Annotated in this window: 19 protein-coding genes; 7 read left to right on the plus strand and 12 right to left on the minus strand. The window is 32.0% G+C overall.

Features of this window, described 5'->3' with window-relative positions; genetic code table 11:
• Positions 1 to 44 precede the first annotated feature (44 nt).
• Entirely contained in the window at positions 45 to 1,910 is a 1,866-nt protein-coding gene (locus AQ1689_RS02595; RefSeq protein WP_101955095.1) for a PLP-dependent transferase, read from the plus strand.
• Between the two features lie 600 nt (positions 1,911 to 2,510).
• Here the strand turns inward: AQ1689_RS02595 and AQ1689_RS02600 are convergent.
• From AQ1689_RS02600 to AQ1689_RS02615, 4 genes are all read right to left on the minus strand, one after another.
• Positions 2,511 to 3,374, minus strand: coding sequence for an OmpA/MotB family protein (locus AQ1689_RS02600; protein WP_101955192.1), 864 nt, complete (start codon positions 3,372 to 3,374; stop codon positions 2,511 to 2,513).
• A gap of 74 nt (positions 3,375 to 3,448) precedes the next feature.
• A complete protein-coding gene (gene ctlX / locus AQ1689_RS02605) occupies positions 3,449 to 4,381 on the minus strand; it encodes a citrulline utilization hydrolase CtlX (RefSeq protein ID WP_101915909.1) in 933 nt (310 codons plus the stop codon).
• A gap of 42 nt (positions 4,382 to 4,423) precedes the next feature.
• Positions 4,424 to 5,464, minus strand: coding sequence for a flavin-containing monooxygenase (locus tag AQ1689_RS02610; RefSeq protein ID WP_101955096.1), 1,041 nt, complete (start codon positions 5,462 to 5,464; stop codon positions 4,424 to 4,426).
• 227 nt (positions 5,465 to 5,691) lie between these two features.
• Positions 5,692 to 6,480: a S1/P1 nuclease gene (locus AQ1689_RS02615; RefSeq protein WP_101955097.1), complete on the minus strand. Its 789-nt coding sequence runs from the start codon at positions 6,478 to 6,480 to the stop codon at positions 5,692 to 5,694.
• A gap of 118 nt (positions 6,481 to 6,598) precedes the next feature.
• Between AQ1689_RS02615 and AQ1689_RS02620 the strand changes: the two genes are divergently transcribed.
• From AQ1689_RS02620 to AQ1689_RS02645, 6 genes are all read left to right on the plus strand, one after another.
• Positions 6,599 to 7,459 carry an SPFH domain-containing protein gene (locus AQ1689_RS02620; protein ID WP_101955098.1) on the plus strand — a complete coding sequence of 287 codons (861 nt, stop codon included), beginning with the start codon at positions 6,599 to 6,601 and terminating at the stop codon, positions 7,457 to 7,459.
• A gap of 5 nt (positions 7,460 to 7,464) precedes the next feature.
• A complete protein-coding gene (locus tag AQ1689_RS02625; RefSeq protein ID WP_101915997.1) occupies positions 7,465 to 7,623 on the plus strand; it encodes a DUF4177 domain-containing protein in 159 nt (52 codons plus the stop codon).
• A complete protein-coding gene (locus AQ1689_RS13265) occupies positions 7,624 to 8,109 on the plus strand; it encodes a hypothetical protein (protein ID WP_101955099.1) in 486 nt (161 codons plus the stop codon).
• A gap of 67 nt (positions 8,110 to 8,176) precedes the next feature.
• Complete coding sequence (locus tag AQ1689_RS02635) at positions 8,177 to 8,341, plus strand: Arc family DNA binding domain-containing protein (protein ID WP_101915995.1); 165 nt, start codon at positions 8,177 to 8,179, stop codon at positions 8,339 to 8,341.
• A 160-nt stretch (positions 8,342 to 8,501) separates the two neighbouring features.
• Positions 8,502 to 9,809, plus strand: a complete 1,308-nt coding sequence (locus AQ1689_RS02640; protein WP_101955100.1) for a DUF819 family protein — start codon at positions 8,502 to 8,504, stop codon at positions 9,807 to 9,809.
• Between the two features lie 40 nt (positions 9,810 to 9,849).
• The gene (locus AQ1689_RS02645; RefSeq protein WP_101915993.1) at positions 9,850 to 10,554 is read left to right on the plus strand and encodes a DUF4369 domain-containing protein; all 705 of its coding nucleotides are present in this window, start codon (positions 9,850 to 9,852) and stop codon (positions 10,552 to 10,554) included.
• Between the two features lie 211 nt (positions 10,555 to 10,765).
• On the opposite strand, the gene AQ1689_RS02650 is transcribed toward AQ1689_RS02645, so the two are convergent.
• From AQ1689_RS02650 to ccoS, 8 genes are all read right to left on the minus strand, one after another.
• Positions 10,766 to 11,599, minus strand: a complete 834-nt coding sequence (locus AQ1689_RS02650; protein ID WP_101915992.1) for a universal stress protein — start codon at positions 11,597 to 11,599, stop codon at positions 10,766 to 10,768.
• Positions 11,600 to 11,682: 83 nt separating this feature from the next.
• Positions 11,683 to 12,381, minus strand: a complete 699-nt coding sequence (locus AQ1689_RS02655; RefSeq protein WP_101915991.1) for a sulfite exporter TauE/SafE family protein — start codon at positions 12,379 to 12,381, stop codon at positions 11,683 to 11,685.
• Complete coding sequence (locus AQ1689_RS02660; RefSeq protein WP_058885572.1) at positions 12,381 to 12,827, minus strand: FixH family protein; 447 nt, start codon at positions 12,825 to 12,827, stop codon at positions 12,381 to 12,383. The genes AQ1689_RS02655 and AQ1689_RS02660 overlap by 1 nt, the downstream gene beginning before the upstream one ends.
• 87 nt (positions 12,828 to 12,914) lie before the next feature.
• Positions 12,915 to 14,336: a cytochrome c oxidase accessory protein CcoG gene (gene ccoG / locus AQ1689_RS02665; protein WP_101915989.1), complete on the minus strand. Its 1,422-nt coding sequence runs from the start codon at positions 14,334 to 14,336 to the stop codon at positions 12,915 to 12,917.
• A 27-nt stretch (positions 14,337 to 14,363) separates the two neighbouring features.
• Positions 14,364 to 15,491 carry a cbb3-type cytochrome c oxidase N-terminal domain-containing protein gene (locus AQ1689_RS02670; RefSeq protein WP_232122525.1) on the minus strand — a complete coding sequence of 376 codons (1,128 nt, stop codon included), beginning with the start codon at positions 15,489 to 15,491 and terminating at the stop codon, positions 14,364 to 14,366.
• 11 nt (positions 15,492 to 15,502) lie between these two features.
• Positions 15,503 to 15,670, minus strand: a complete 168-nt coding sequence (locus tag AQ1689_RS02675) for a cytochrome C oxidase subunit IV (RefSeq protein ID WP_058885574.1) — start codon at positions 15,668 to 15,670, stop codon at positions 15,503 to 15,505.
• A 5-nt stretch (positions 15,671 to 15,675) separates the two neighbouring features.
• Positions 15,676 to 17,874, minus strand: coding sequence for a cytochrome-c oxidase, cbb3-type subunit I (ccoN, locus tag AQ1689_RS02680; RefSeq protein WP_101955101.1), 2,199 nt, complete (start codon positions 17,872 to 17,874; stop codon positions 15,676 to 15,678).
• Positions 17,875 to 17,900: 26 nt separating this feature from the next.
• Positions 17,901 to 18,071, minus strand: coding sequence for a cbb3-type cytochrome oxidase assembly protein CcoS (gene ccoS, locus AQ1689_RS02685; RefSeq protein ID WP_101955102.1), 171 nt, complete (start codon positions 18,069 to 18,071; stop codon positions 17,901 to 17,903).
• Positions 18,072 to 18,076: the final 5 nt, after the last annotated feature.

Here is an 18,076-nt window from a genome sequence, read left to right on the forward strand (position 1 = left end):
CCGCTACTTACTGTATATTTACAGCTTATATAAAGTTGGAAATTATGCAAAACAATAACATACTAGATTATATTAAAGAAGTATTAAAAAACATGCCTGCTGATTGGCTAACCCTAACCACACATCGACTAGATATTTACAATGAAAAATTAGCGAAAGTTGAATTTACAAATCAGTTCGAAAGCTTATTTAATAACAATAACAGTCAATTATCAGCATTAAGTGAATTGCCTACTGCTTATGATTATATTCGACTTGGACATCCGTTGTCCTGTGTTTTAGAATGGGTTATTTCAAAAATGAATGATTTAAATTCTGAAAATATCATCAGTTTTTCTTCTACTACAATGCCTATTTTAGCTATTCTTAGAAGTAATTTACAGCAAAATAAAAACACCCAAATTATTTATTCAGATAAATTGCCAAGCGCTTTTAATGCCGATGTTTTACAAAATATTTATGGCTATAAATTTGAACTAAAAAAAATTGCTGATAAAATTTCTAATTTCGATGGTAGTACTATTTTAATATCCGAAGAAAAAGAAATTTGTAATTTCAATATAAATAGCAACCCAAACATTGATTTTTTTATCAATATAAACACAAAATCAGGAAGTGTTTTAGCAGTAAATAAAAAAGAAAATCAAGAATATATTTCTGCAATTCAACATGTAAGACGTAGAGAAAGTATTGCGATGACTCCTGCCGATTCACTAGCTGTTTTACAATCATTTGTAGCTAAAACAGTAAACAAAACAAGTTCAATTTCTTCGGATATTCCTAAAAACACTTTATTAGAAGATAAGGCTTCGGTTTTAAAAAGCATCCAACAAATTACCCAAAGCACCACAAAACCATTAGTTGCCTCTAGCGGACTGTCTATTCAATATGCTATTTTAATGGGATTAGTTGACCATGCACAACAAAATAATAGCGGAAAAACTATTAAAATTGTCGTTCCACCAAATTGTTACGGAGGTACCAACGACCAAGCAAGACGTGTTGCCGCTTGTCTTGAAAATGTAGAAATTGTTGATTTATTAGTCGATGGCGGTAACGATATGGTAAAAAGTATCGATGCTGTGTTGGCAGAAATAGCCCTAGAAGACGCTGTTCCTTTTATCATTGCTGAAATTCCTACCAACCCAAGAGTTGAAGTTCCTAATTTAGATGATTTAAGAGCTGTTTTAACTAAAAAACGTACTACAAATTCAGGAATAGTCGCTGTTGACCCTGTTTTTATTTTAGATCAAACTTTTTGCCCGAACGTTCACTTTTTAGGAGAAAACGCCATATTATCAAGCGTTCGTACTATTTCATTTGCTAGTGGCTCAAAATTCCCTAGTGGCGGAAAATGTACCGCAGGTTATTGTGTTGGAAACAAAAAATCGGAAACCTTAATGGATAAAATAGCCATTCATTTAAACGTTACCGACAACGAAGCGACTGATTTTCAATATGAAATATTAGCAAAACAATTGCCCTCTATGAACCAACGAATTATAGATGCGTATAAAAACACCCGTGAATTTGTAACTTTTATTACCGATAATTTACCAGGCGCAAAAATAAATTTTGTATCTGAAGAATTAGCTTCTCAAGGCTTTACGCCGTCTGTTTTCTCGTTAGATTTACCGACAAAAGGAAATTCTGATGCCGAAAAAGAGACTTATAAAAGAGCTTTAAATTTAAAATTAATCAACCTAATGATTACCGAAATACCTACCCAAAGTAAATTTTGTGTAAGCTACGGACAATTAAAAGGATGCTACTGGACGATTCCTGCAACCTCAACCCAAGGAACCACCAAAGAAGGCGATAAAGATTATATTGTACGCGCCTCACTTTCGGCAAATATGGATTTAGAATTGCATAAAAAAGTATTTTTAGACTTTGTAAAAAGCATCTAATATTTCTTTTTAAAATACTTAGAGCCTGTTTAAAAATTAAATAAACTGTCAGTTCGAGTGATTTTTTTCCTTCAAAAAATTGTATCGAGAACTTTTTTGTATAAAATTCATCAACATAAAAGAACTCAAATTCTCGATACAATTTTAATTCCTTTTAGTCATTAAAATCACTCGAATTGACAAGAATTATCAAAAAAAGCTAAAAAATACGGCAAATCAGGATGCGAAACTGAACTAAATTCAGTTTGACAGATTCGATTTCTTATTTTGATGTTACAAAACTTTTTTAGATGAAATTTAAACAGGCTCTTAGAACAGCCTTTCTATTTCTTTAATATGAAGGCTGTTTTTTTTGTGTATTACTAAAAATTATTTGAAGCTATTTCCCGCTTTCCGCACTCGCTTTTTTTGAAAAAAATCAAAAAAGAGCTCAAACAAATGCGTCAATCGGGGCTAGGGGTTTGTAACACTCTTTTTAAAGATAGTTAAAATCAAGTATATTTATCAGCAATACATCTTTCAACATAAGAAATTAACAACAAAAAAACCAGCCTTTAATTTTACATCAAAGGCTGGTTTTTTATTCAATTTTAGTTTCTATTATGGCTGAATTACTTCTTCTGAAGCCATTAAACCAAAAAACTTATTTAAGTTTGGTAAAATAATTATTTTAGTTCTTCTGTTTCTTGCTCTGTTAGCGCTTGTTTTATTATCAACCAAAGGCAAAGATGAACCTCTTCCTGATGCAATTAATCTGCTAGCATTAACGCCATATTTATTTTCTAAAATACGTACAATTGACGTAGCTCTTTTTACACTTAAATCCCAGTTATCTTTAATAACCTCATTATGAATTCCTCTTGAATCGGTGTGTCCTTCAATCATCACATCCATACTAGGTTCCGATTTAATGATATCTGCCAATTTTTTAAGCGTTTTATACGCGTTTCTATTTACATTATAACTTGCTGTTTTAAACAACATTTTATCTGAAATAGAAATCATCACTACTGTTTTATCAATATTTACATTAATATCGTCAGAATTTTCTAATTCAGAAACATTTATAGATTTTTTCAGCTGATAAGAAACCGCTAAATTCATAGAATCTTTTAGCGTTTTAGCATTTGCTAATTCAGTAGCATCAACATTTTCTAAGGTTTTACGCATCTTAATTTTCATCGAATTAGATATTACAGCACCTTCCACCATATCTAATTTTATGTCATTCTGTTTTCTTAACCCTGAATTAATGCCTCTTAATGAATTTATTTTGGTGTTATAAATAGCAACTCTATTTTCAATTTTTGAAAATTTTGCTGCTAACGTTTCTTTTTCTAGGGTTGTTTTTTGAAGCGTTCCTTGTGTTGCTTTGTATTGCTGTTCTAATTGAACATATTTTTTCTTTGAAACACATGCTGTTGTTAATACAGTAACAGCTGCTAAAACTGAAACTTTTTTCATTACTTTTTTCATTACTTAATTCTATTTAATATGACAGCTAAACTTAACTTTTAAGGTTTTAGTATACAGAGTATTTATTTTTTTAAAAACACCTCAGCCATCATACAGCGGGCACTTCCACCGCCACAGGTTTCAATAACCTCTAACGAACTGTGTATTATCGTTGTATGTTTATTTATTTCCTGAAGTTGGTTTGCTGTTAATGAATTATATGCCGATGAACTCATTATTAAAAATTGCGCATCGTTTGCACCTTTTACCTGTAACATGTTTCCTGCAAACTGTACTACCTGCTCTTCTGTAATTGCAATTACCTGTTTTCCGCTTGTTTTTAAATGCTTAACAACCGATTTTTTTTCTTTCTTATCATCAATTGAAGCTAAACAAACAATAGCAAATGTTTCGGCAACACACATCATTACATTGGTATGATAAATTGCAGCAACTTCTCCATTTACGGTTTGATTTGCGGTAAAAATTACGGGTGTATATTCAAAATCTTCACAAAATTCAATAAACAATTCTTCGTCAGCTCTTGGCGATAAAGCGCAATATGCTTTTCTATTCACACGATCTAAAATCATGCTTCCTGTACCTTCTAAAAAAATACCTTGCTCTTCGGCATCAGAATAATCAACAATACTATTTATTTTAAAACCCTGTTCTTCTAAAATAGTCAATACATCTTCTCGCTTTTCTAAACGCCTATTTTCAGCAAACATTGGGTAGATAGCCACATCGCCATTTTCATGAAAAGAAATCCAATTATTAGGAAATAAGGCATCAGGAGTATCTGTTTCTTTGGTATCTTCTACGACAATAACAGTAACCCCTACTGCTTTTAATTTTACAACAAAAGCATCAAATTCTTGCTGTGCTTTTGCGTTAATTGTAGCAGGTAACATATTAGCTAATTCTTGCTGATAATAATTATTTACAGCCGTTTGCTCGTTCATTCTAAAACTAGCAGGACGCACCATTAATATGGTATTTGTAGTTTGTTGCATCTGTTTAAAAGTGTAATTATTAAAGTATAATTGTATAAAAATTTATTTATTTTTGATGATATTCACTAGGTAACTCGCATCATTTGCAACGCCTCCTAAGGTTGCCGATCCACGGGTAAACATCCAAGGTAAACCGATAAAATATAAACCTTCAATCGTACTTACGCCACGGTAATTTTTTGGATACCCATCTTTGTCTAACTCTAAACTTTCAATCCAACTAAAATTTGGGCGATATCCTGTTGCCCAAACAATATTTTTAATGCTAGAAACCGTTTGTTTTTCAAAAGTAATATCAGTGTTTAATGCGCTATTTGTACGTCCTACAGCAATCACATTTTTTCGAGAAAGAATCTCTTTTACATCCGTTCCAATAACAGGTTGTAACGACGAATTTATTTTTTTACCAATCCAGCTATATTTGCTGTAACTTAAAAAACCGATAAGTGTAAACCACCACCATAATGTTTTTCCTAAAAATTGCTGTGGTAACGACTTTACATTAGTATTCCCTGAAAAATAAACCGTTCGAGAGCCATCTTTCGATAATTCATTTAAAATTTGATAACCAGAATCACCTCCACCCACAACAAGCGCATCACCATCTTGTAATTGACTATCATTTTTATAAAAATTACTGTGCATTTGCAAAACACTTTCAGAAATTTTAGTGTGGCAAGGTGGCGTGTACGGAATATGAAAAGGACCGGTAGCTACAATAACATTTTTGGTTTGAATTTCACCCTCTTTATAGCCTACCAAAAAACCATTTTCATTTTTTTTAACCGATGTCACCAAGGTATTTAACTGTACATTGATATCAAATTTTTTCACGTAGTTTTTAAAGTAATCACTCACCTCAACCTTTGTTGGATAATGTCCTTTTGGAGCATCAAATTTAAAACCTGGTAAATGATTATATTCTGTTGGTGTAAATAATTTTAAAGAATCCCATCTGTTTAACCAAGAAGCCCCAATTTCTTTCTCACCATCTAAAACGATGAATTTTTTGCCTATCTTTTTTAAATGATACGCCATTGATAATCCTGCTTGTGCTCCTCCAATTACTACATAATCTAACATCTGTTATCTTTTTATAATTTACCCTTCAAAGATAGGCAAAATAAGAGGCATCAATTTTTGACACTAAAAACATATTGATAGTCTTTAGTGCTTAATTTTAAGCTATTTTTATTTTAAATGATTAATTCCATGTAAATCAATAAAATAACATCATTTTAAAGTGAATTCAATAAATAATGTTATGTAAAATAGAGACGCAATAAATTACGTCTCTACCTATCTCTGTTTTAACAAAAAATTTCGTTTAATAATTTTGCCAAACGCAAGCCTCCTTTTTGCAACTGTTCTCTTACTACAGGAAAATAATCATACGAATAACGGTAACTTAGTTTATCGCCAGTTTTTACAGAACCATATACTTTTTTCGTTAATGTATGCGTGTCTTGCATCCAGTCGATAACAGTTCCTTTTTGAAGTACTTTAATTTGTTCTTTTGACAAACGCTTTGCATTATCGGCTAATTCTAAATAGCTCATATCCCACATATTTATTAAATCGCCATCCCAAACTCTATGTAGGTTTGACCCTTTTCCATGCCATTGTACCTGTATTGCATTTCCTCCTTTATTTTCTTTCTGACCAATATGCAATGGCTGGTGTAAATCACCTATTAAATGCACTAGCATTTTTAAATAAAAACGCTTGTCTTTAATACTGCTATTTTCATCTTTTAAAATTTTAACACAAGCTTCAATACCTGTAATTAAATCACCTTTTGGATTTTTAGCAACCTCGCTATATTTTGCATCCAACGGCATGTTTATGTAATGCCAAGTGTAAAATTTTCCGAAGTTTTTTCTATCTGATTTTATTTCATCAGCATACGTTGACACAAAAGCCAAGCTTTGTCCTTCTAATAATTTATCAATCTGACGTTTTGCTTTTTTCGTTAAATTATTTTGCGCAATTTCTCCTGTTGCCCTATGCCCTGTTTGCCCCCAAAAATCTTCATTATTTGCGATAGCCGATGTGCTTATTAAAAAAACACAAAACAATACTAATACCTTAAGTTTCATAAAAATTACTTTAAATTTCTACAAAAATATACATTTATTTACTCAGACATTTGGTTTTAACAAAAATTTAAACATATCTTTACGATATCATTTTGATATCACTTTAAATTAAAAAAAAATGCAAAAAGAAAAAATTATCAATCCAGTAAACGGTTATTTAATGTTCGCAATCGTTTTACTGCTCGTTATTAGTGGAATTGTAGCATCAGTAATGAATGAGAATATCGGTTTTATAGTCATTTCAATAGCAGGTTTTATACTTTCGCTTGGCTTTATTTTGGTAAATCCGAATTCCTCTAAAGTATTATTATTTTTTGGTAAATATGTAGGAACGGTAAAACAAAACGGCTTGTTTTGGGCAAACCCTTTATACAAAAAAAAGACTATTTCATTACGAGCAAGTAATTTTGATAGCGAACGTTTAAAAGTAAATGATAAATTAGGAAACCCTATAATGATTTCTACCATTTTAGTGTGGCGGGTTACCGAAACCTATAAAGCAGCTTTTGATGTTGATAATTACGAAAATTTTGTCCGTGTACAAACCGATGCAGCCGTGCGTAAATTAGCAAGTATGTATCCGTATGACAATTTTGCCGATGAAGGACACAAAGAAGATATTACCCTACGTTCTAGTATTAATGAAGTTAGTCAAGCTTTAGAAAAAGAAATAGAGGAGCGTTTGTCTATTGCAGGTATTCAGGTTTTAGAAGCTCGTATTGGTTATTTAGCCTATGCCCAAGAAATTGCAAGTGCTATGTTGAAACGTCAGCAAGCAACCGCTATTGTTGCGGCACGTCATAAAATTGTGCAAGGAGCCGTAGAAATGGTTGAAATGGCTTTGAATGAATTAAATAAAAAACAAATTGTCGATTTAGACGACGAACGAAAAGCCGCAATGGTTAGTAATTTATTAGTTATTTTATGTGGCGATAAAGAAGCCTCGCCCATTGTAAACACAGGAACTTTAAGCCATTAAATAAGATGAAAGAATACAAAGTAATTAGCACTAATTTAGGATTTTCTAAACAAAAAGAAAAATTACAAGATTTATTAAATCAACACGCACGAGAAGGATGGATTCTTAAAGAGATAGAACAAGAATGGTCTATGGTTATTTTAGAGCGTGATAAAAACAGATAAATGAAAGTATTTAAAGAAGCACAAAAATTCACACAAGTTTGGGTTATTTTACTCTTTATTTTGTTGAATAGTTTTTTCCTATATGGAATTTATCAACAATTTATTTTAAAAATTCCTTTTGGAGACAATCCAATGCCGAATTCAGTTTTAATACTATCGACTATTGGTTTTATACTATTAACACTCTTTTTTTTCAGTATGAAATTAAAAACAACAATAGATGAAACAGGTATTTATTATCAATTTTATCCGATACAATTAAAGGCTAAAAAAATAAGTTGGAGCGCTTTAAAATATGCTAGCGTTGTAACATTTAACCCAATATTAGACTATGGAGGCTGGGGAATTAAGCACAATTCATACACTGTAAAAGGTCGTATTGGCATACAACTTGTTTTAAAAAGTGGCAAAAAACTACTTATCGGCACTCAAAAAGAACAGAATGCCACACGAGTTTTAGAAACCTATCAAAAAAAGATGAAATGATTGCAATTATTACGCTAATAATAGTCGTTATTTTTAATAGTATCATTTATTTTGCAAAAAAATAACAATGGCAAAAAAGAAAGCATTTGCACTTCGTATAAATGAAGACATGATTAAGGCAATTGAAAAATGGGCTGCTGATGAATTTCGTTCAACAAACGGACAGATTGAATGGATGCTTATGCAAACACTCAAGCAAGCCAAACGTGAACCTAAAAAGGACGAACAGTAATTTCATTTGTCTTTCTCTTATAAAAACAAAAACCTCTTAATTTAATATAAATTAAGAGGTTTTTAAAATAAACACTAACAATTTAAACCGAAACACCTACTTTTAATATTCCCTTTTTTTATGCTATAATTTTGATACTTTAGCAGAAAATTAGATATTAATGACAGCACCAATTATTACAAACGATGCCATTGTTTTCGGAATTTTAATGATTTCTTTAGGCTTTGTATTTTATACCGAATCAAAAACTAGCGGTTTTTGGCATAAATTTTACAAAATAGTTCCAGGATTATTTATGGCGTATTTTATACCCGCACTTTTCACCACCTTTGGCGTAATTTCCCCTGAATGGGAAACCTTAAATTCCGCAGGTGAAATTGTACAAGGAAAATCGCAATTATATTATGTGGCGAGTCGATTTTTATTACCCGCTGCTTTAATTTTAATGACTATCAGTATCGATTTAAAAGCCATTTTTAACTTAGGCTCAAAGGCGTTAATCATGTTTTTTACAGGAACTGTAGGAATTATTATCGGTGGACCAATTGCTATTTTATTAATCTCTATCTTTTCGCCAGAAACTGTTGGAGGAGCTGGTTTTGATGCCGTTTGGCGTGGGCTTTCTACCCTTGCAGGAAGTTGGATTGGCGGAGGTGCAAACCAAACAGCGATGTTAGAAATTTACAAATACAACCCGCAAAAATACGGAGGAATGGTCTTTGTCGATATTGTCGTTTCTAATATCTGGATGGCTATTTTATTAATCGGAATTGGTAAAAAAGATAAAATTAACAACTGGTTAAAAGCCGATACCTCAGCAATTGAAAAGCTAAAAGAAACCATGTCAAAATTTACAAAAGGCGTGCAAAGAAACCCAAGCTTAACCGATTTTATGATTATGCTAGCCATTGCCTTTGGTACTGTTGGTTTTGCACATTTTGTTGCAGGGTATTTAAGTGTTTTTTGTAGTAATTTAGTGGCGGGAATTCAATCAAAAGGTTGGCAGAATATCTTTTCATTTTTAGGGGCAAGCTTCTTTTGGTTAATTAGTGTTTCAACCATTATTGCTATTGGATTATCGTTTACAAAAGCCAAAAATTACGAAGGCGCAGGCGCTAGTAAAATAGGAAGTATTTTTATCTATATATTAGTGGCATCTATCGGAATGAAAATGGATTTAGCCATGATTTTTGACAACCTCGGATTAATTGTTATTGGCGTAGTTTGGATGGCTATTCATGCAGGATTACTAATTTTAGTGGCAAAATTAATTAAAGCACCCTATTTCTTTTTAGCCGTAGGAAGCCAAGCCAATGTTGGCGGTGCCGCTTCTGCCCCAATTATAGCACAAGCATTTCACCCATCGTTAGCCTCGGTTGGCGTATTATTAGCCGTATTTGGATATGCAATTGGAACTGTTGGTGCAATTATCTGCACAATTTTAATGGAATTATCCGCTACTTTATAACAGAATTCAGCATATTTGCAACTCAAAAATTATACTTATTATGAAAAAAATCATCGCAGTTTTAGCGTTTTCTATACTAGCTTTTGCTTGTTCTTCTAAAAAAGAAGGAAATATGATTGTTAAAGGTCAAATTAAAGGATTAAAAAAAGGAACGTTATATCTTCAAAAAATGAACGATACCGTATTGGTTTCTGTTGATTCTGTTGCTTTATTAGGAAGCGATAAATTTACTTTGTCAGACGATGTAAGCTCGCCGGTAATGTATTTTTTAACTTTTGATGGAAACACCGATAATAAACATATTATGTTTTTTGGTGAACAAGGAAACATTACTATTAACGATAACTTAGAAGAATTTGGCTTTAAACCTGAAATAAAAGGCTCTAAAAACCAAGAAGTAATGGATAATTTTAACAAAATTGACACAAAATTTAAAGATTTACGTTTAGGATTTATTAAAAAAGATTTTGATGCACGTGCCGCCAAAAACACTGAATTGGTAAAGCAATTAGAAAATGATTATAAAAAAATGATGAAGCGTCGTTTTTTATTTTCTACTAATTTTGCCATTGCAAATGCCAATAGCGAAGCTGCTCCTTACATCGCTTTATCTGAATTATTTGATGCCAATGTTGTATTATTAGACACCATAAATAATAGTCTTTCTAAAACTGTTAAAAGTTCTGATTACGGAAAACGTTTGCAAAAATTTATTACCGAAATTAAAAATAAAGAAACTGAGTAATTTTATATTTCTTACAACAACAAAAAGCTCGATATTATAAAATATCGAGCTTTTTTACTTTATTTTTGGTAATTTCACTCTATTTTTTTGGAGCTACTTCCCGCTTTCCGCACTCGCTCTTTTTTGAAAAAATCAAAAAAGGAGCTCAAACAATTGCTTCAATCGGGGCTAGGCTTTAGGTATTCATTTATTATTAAATAACTAAACTACCTTATATTTTAAACGATATTATCGGTAATTTACTATGATTAGCAATATCTTCAGAAATACTTCCTTCAAAGAAATGAGAAATTCCTTTACGCCCATGTGTTGCCACAGCTATAATATCGGCATTGCTTTTACCCGCGTAATATAATACACCACTCTCTACGGTATAATCTGAAATAATTTTTACATTTTTTACATTGGCAACATCTTCACCTGCTTTTTCAAAAAAACCAAGCATATTTTGCTCAATTTCTTTACTACTTTTAAAACTAATCGTTGGCGTGCTTACATATAATAATTCTAGTTCGCAATCTAGTTTTTTAAAGAAATTTTTAGCCGTTAAATATGACGTTACATCATTGGCTGAAAAATTACAAGCAAATACCGCTTTTTGTAATTTCGAAGTAATTGGCGCATCTTTTACTACTAAAACTGGCGTAGTTGCATATCTAATTACCTTTTCGGTATTTGAGCCAATAAACATTTCCTCAATACCACTTGTACCTTTAGATCCTATAACAATTAAATCTACATTTTCACGCTTTGCTAAGGCATCTAATTCTGTAAAAATTTTAAAATGCTTAATAATAGGTGTTACTTTAATTTCTGATAAATAATCTTTATCTAAAAATTCGGTAAACTTTTTTTTAGCCAATTCTAATAAAAAAACCGATTCTAATTGCGTAAAATTTGCCGATTGATTCATCATTGCATGCGACAGCTCTAACATATGAACAACAACAATTTCCGCATTATTTTTTTTAGCTAAAGAAGCGGCAGTTTTTAAGGCATTTTCAGAATACACTGAAAAATCAACGGGAACAATTATTTTTTTCATCTTAGTATTTATTTAGGTTTTAGTACTCACTAAAGTTACTAAATTTAATTGATAAAAAGAGCTATTAGTATGGCTAATTCAATTTAATGACAGCCCTGAATTGGTGCCGTTAAATTACTTACTGGCAATGGAGAAATATAGGGTATTCCTAAGCCTAAACCTCGTAAAATAAATAAGATTCCTATAAAAACTACTACATAAGGAATGGCTTGTTGTATTGTTTTTCTTAGCAATCCGTTGGCAAAATTACCAACATATACAATTATGGTCATTAAAGGAACTGTTCCTAATCCGAAGAGAAACATATACAAGCTTCCCGACAAAGCATTAGAACTAGCGAGCGCACCAAAAACAGCCATATAAACCAAACCACAAGGTAAAAACCCGTTCAAAAAACCTATGGTAAAAAAAGTATCATTCCCTTTGTTTTTAAGTTCTTTTCCTAGTGATGATTTTACCTTCATTACCCATTTATTAATCGGTTTTGAAAAATTATATTTTTGAAACGTTTTTGGTAAAAGAATTACCAAAATCATCAAAATACCTGCTGCTATTGAAAGTTGCTGCTGAAATCCGAAGAAATAAAAACCTTTTCCTAAAAAACCAAACAACAAACCGATTAAACTATAGGTGAATAATCGCCCAAAATGATAGCTTAAAATTTGAAAAAATTGGGTTATTTTATTTGTTCTATCAACAGGCAACATAAAAGCGATAGGACCGCACATTCCTATGCAATGAAAACTCCCTAACAAACCAAATATGAGCGCTGATAAAAACATTAGTACATTAATTCTTGCTCAAATAAATAAGGCGTATTTTTGTAGTTCCAAGAAACAATAATGTTCCATCGACCACCCAATAAACGTTTCTCAGGCACGAGCAAATATGTATTAGAAATTGAAATAGGTATTTCAAAATCTAATTGCTTATTAGATGGTCGGTATAGGAACACTTTTCCTGTAATATCAGTAGGATTAAATGCTGTTGGAAAATAGATTTTTAATCCTTCTGATACTCTTTGTACTTTAATGTTTTCTGATAATTCTTTGGCGTTTTTAGTAGCATCTATATCGCCCTGAAAAACCAACTCTTTTTGATAATACTCTTCTGATACCAAATCATGATTGTAATTATTTCCTGTACTCATTGATATAACAAAATACAGAATAAAACTCATAAATGCGATAATTGCAATTACGATACCCGCGCCCCAGTTTAGTTTCATTTTAAGTGTTTTAATATGATTAAAAATAAAGTAAGCCGCCTAAAAAAAACAGCGAACTTTATGTATATTTTTAGCTAGGAATAATAACTAGCGATAACTTCTTGGTCCTAAGAAATTAGTTTTTGTGGTTTCAATCAATTTATCGCCACTAAAAACACCAATTCTAAGGGTTACTTTTTCATCTTCCATTTCAGCTTGGTGCATTTCAATAAATAAGGTTCCTTCTGCTAATCCTTGTTTAGGAACCTCAAAAGCTTGCTGAGTTACCGTTTTTATCGTCCCTTTATGAGAAAGTAATTTATAGGTTACATTATCAATCTCTTTGGTTGTTTTATTGATAACCTTAAAGGTATAAACATTGCTAATTACATCATTTTTTTTGTGTTCGTATAATCGCCCTGGTAATCGTAAAATAGTAGCTTCTACGTCATTTCTTAAAAATAACATTCCTATTAAAACGGCTATTAAAATACCTAAAACAGCAGTATATCCTTTCATTCTAGCGGTAAATTGAAAAGGTGTTTTCTCTTCAATGTTTTCTTCACTAGCAAATCGAATTAATCCTTTTGGTAAACCGACTTTTTCCATCATGTGGTCACACTCGTCAATACACGCGGTACAGTTTACGCATTCTAATTGTGTTCCGTTTCTAATATCAATTCCGGTAGGGCATACATTTACACATTGAGCACAGTCAATACAATCTCCTTTTCCTGTGGTTGCTCTGTCTTCTTTTTTACTGAATTTCCCACGTCCTTTTTCACCTTCTCCTCGTACGTGATCGTAGGCTACATTAATTGTTTTATTATCTAATAAAACTCCTTGTAATCTTCCGTAAGGACAGGCAATAATACACACTTGCTCTCTAAACCATGCAAAAATAAAGTAAAAAACTCCTGTAAAAATTAATAAAGAAATTAAGGTACTTGTATTATCTAACGGATTGCCTGTTGCGTATTGAATAACAGTATCACCACCAATTAGATAGGCTAAAAACACATTGGCTATTAAAAATGAAATAATAAAAAAGATACACCATTTTAAAAGTCGTTTTTTTATTTTTTCGGCATTCCAAGCTTGTTTTTCTAAACGAATTTGTTTCCCTCTATCGCCGTCAATCCAATATTCAATTTTTCTAAAAACCATTTCTAAGAAGATGGTTTGCGGACATATCCATCCGCAGAAAATCCGACCAAAAACAACGGTAAATAAAATAATAAATACAATTCCGACAATCATCGAAACTACTAATAAATGAAAATCTTGTGGCCAAAAAGGAAATCCGAAAATATTAAATTTTCGCTTTATTACATTGAATAATAAAAACTGATTGCCGTTAATTTTTACAAATGGTGCTGCTAATAACAACAACAGTAAAAAATAACTTACATACGATCTGTATTTATAAAACCGTCCGCTCGGTTTTTTAGGATATACCCAAGCACGCTTACCGTCATTATTGATGGTACCAATACTATCTCTAAATTGTTCGTTCTTGGGTGTTTCCATTATCAACTATTAAAAACCTATTATTATTTATTGTACACTATCTTTTGCTTGTGTAATAACCTCTTCTACTGCTGCAGATTCATCTTTAAATAATTCTCCTTGCGCAGCTTTCGGGTTTGCAGGCGTAGTACCTTGAAAAGCCATAATATAACTTGCCACTTTTTGAATATCCTTAGGTTTTAAAGTTTTACCCCATGCAACCATTCCTTTTCCGTCTCTACCTCCATTGGTAATGGTGGTAAATACGTTTTTAATTCCACCACCTAAAATCCAATATTTATCGGTTAAGTTAGGACCGATACCTCCACCACCATCAGCAATATGACAGGCGGCACAGTTTAATTTATAGATAGCTTTACCTCTTTTTAAATCACTTTCTGAAGTTAAAATAGTAACGCTTTCAGCATCAATAACAGCTTCTTTTGATGTTGACTTATAGGCTGCTAATTCTCTTTTAGCAAGGGCTACCGATTCTTCATATTCCATTACTTGTGTATATCCATCTAAAACTTCAAAACGCACTAAATAAACTACAGCAAAAATAATTGAAGCATAAAATAATCCTACCCACCATGGTGGTAATGTGTTGTCTAATTCTCTAATACCATCGTAATTATGGTCTAAAATAATTTCAGCCTCTTCTTCAACAGCTTTGGCTTTGGTCCATTTAGATATTAATGTTCTTGCCCAAGCTAAATGATCTACTTCCTCAGGATTTATTCCTGCCTTAATCATTGCTGCTGCTTCAATTTTTTTAACACCTATTATTGTTAAAGCTTCTTTTGCTAAAACAACCAAACCAAAAGCTATAATTCCAAGCCAAACTAACGGGTTTTCTAAAATATTATAAGGATTTGCATACGAGCTAATTGCTTTTGCCAATGCAAATGGTGTTAAAAAGATAAACAAAAATGATATTGCCGATTGAACTCTTGTATAGTTCTTTGGCATTGCTTCATTTGCTTTGTTTACCACTGTGTTAGATAGTACTTCTTTTAGAAGTACTACCAAACCAAACCCAATGGTGATGTATAAAACTATTGAGTTTTCTAAAAAATTAAACGGTTCTTTATATGCCTTAAATACCACTGCTAAAATAAATGGCATTGAAAAAACAAAAAGAAAAGATACTATGGATTGAATATATTTTTTCATAATAATTTGTTTTAGTCATTTAAAGGTAAATCGCTTACCTTACTTATATATTCTTTTTTGGCTGTAAATACCCACCAAAATAACACTACAAAAAATGTAAAGAATATTGTTAATGAAATCAAAGGGTATATTTCAATACCTGCAATGCTATCCATATGATTTTTTACGAATTTTAACATCTTTTCTATTTTTTACTTAGTTGTTTTTGAACATCTTTTACTTTAATATCAGTACCTAAACGTTGTAAATAAGAAATTAAAGCGACAATTTCTCTATCTTTCATTTCGATAAATTCTTGTCCGTTTTCTTTCGCATATTTTTTGTCAGAAGCATAATTTTTAGCAAAATCAGGATCTTGATGTAAGTTCTCTTGAATTTTAGCTCCTTGTGCATCCATATTGGCTTGCGCATTTGCTATTTCTTGCTCAGAATAAGGAACTCCTAAAGTTACCATTACTCTCATTTTATCTTCGGTACTGCTTTTGTCTAATCTGTCTCTTATTATCCATTGATAAGAAGGCATTATTGAACCTGGCGAAGTACTTTGTGGATCGTACATGTGATTTAAGTGCCAGCTATCAGAATATTTACTTCCAATTCGGTGTAAATCTGGACCCGTACGTTTAGAACCCCATAAAAATGGATGATCATATACAAATTCACCAGCTTTTGAGTATTCACCATATCGCTCAACTTCACTTCTAAATGGTCGAACCATTTGAGAGTGACATCCTACACATCCTTCTCTAATATAAAGGTCACGCCCTTCTAATTCTAGCGGTGAATATGGTTTTACACTCGATATAGTTGGTATGTTCGATTTTACTAATATCGTTGGTACAATTTGAACCAAACCTCCTATTAAAATTGCAATGGTAGCAAAAATGGTTAATTTAATTGGTTTTCTTTCTAACCAAGTGTGCCATGCTTCTCCTTTAGTTCTGTGCTTAGATACTTTTGTTAATGGTGCTGCTTCGGCTAAATCATCAGTAACATCGCTACCAGATCTAATCGTTTGTACCATATTGTAAATCATTACAAATGCTCCAATAATAAACATACTTCCTCCAATAGCACGCATCCAATACATTGGAATTATTTCTGCTACTGTTTCTAAGAAATTCCCATAAGCTAATGTTCCATCAGGATTAAATTGTTTCCACATTGATGCCTGTACAAAACCTGCAACATACATTGGTAATGTGTACATAATAATTCCTAAAGTTCCTATCCAGAAATGGAAGTTTGCTAAAGCGGTAGAGTATAATTTCGTTTTGAATAATCTTGGAACCATCCAGTAAATCATCCCGAAGGTAAAGAAACCATTCCATGCTAATGCTCCAACGTGAACGTGTGCAATAATCCAATCAGAAAAATGCGCAATTGCATTTACATTTTTTAATGATAACATAGGTCCTTCAAAAGTTGCCATACCATAACCAGTAATTGCAACTACGAAGAATTTTAAAACAGGATCGGTACGTACTTTATCCCAAGCACCACGAAGTGTTAATAATCCGTTTATCATTCCACCCCAAGACGGCGCTAATAACATTATTGAAAATGCAACTCCTAAATTTTGAGCCCAAGTTGGTAATGCTGTATATAATAAATGGTGAGGTCCTGCCCAGATATAAATAAATATTAACGACCAAAAGTGAACTATTGATAATCGATAAGAATATACTGGTCGGTTTGCTGCTTTCGGAACAAAATAATACATCAATCCTAAAAATGGTGTTGTTAAGAAAAATGCTACGGCATTATGTCCGTACCACCATTGTACTAATGCATCTTGTACACCTGCGTACACTGAATAACTTTTCATGAAACTTACAGGTAATGATAAACTATTAAATATATGTAATACTGCAACAGTTACAAAAGTTCCTAAGTAAAACCAAATTGCTACATATAAATGACGCTGTCTTCTTTGTAAAATCGTCCAAATCATGTTTACACCAAAAGCAACCCAAACCAATGCAATTGCTATATCAATAGGCCATTCTAACTCTGCATATTCTTTGGAACTTGTATATCCTAAAGGAAGTGTTATGGCGGCAGCAACAATAATTAATTGCCATCCCCAAAAATTGAAATTACTTAGAAAATCACTCGCCATCCGTGCTTTTAGTAATCGCTGTAACGAGTAGTAAACTCCTGCATAAATAGCATTTCCTACAAAAGCAAAAATTACTGCATTTGTATGTAACGGACGTAAACGACCAAAACTTAACCATGATATTCCGTCTGTAATATTTGGGAATAAAAACATTAATGCCAATAGCAAACCTACCGAGAAACCTACTATCCCCCAAAGAAGTGTGGCGTAAATGAATTTTTTTACGATTTTATTATCGTAATAAAATTGTTGCATTTCCATAATTTAATTGAATTTAATATCTATTGTTAATTATTGTTTTTTGTTTCTTCTTTTACTAATTCGTCATCAAAAAGCATACGAACTGATGGTGTGTACGAATCATCGTACTGTCCATTTTTTACTGAAACAATAAATGCAATAAAAAAAATTAGTGCCACTAAAATACTTAGTGTAAGTAGTAAGTAAATAACGCTCATATCTT

Source organism: Tenacibaculum finnmarkense (assembly GCF_900239185.1).
Lineage (GTDB): Bacteria > Bacteroidota > Bacteroidia > Flavobacteriales > Flavobacteriaceae > Polaribacter > Polaribacter finnmarkensis.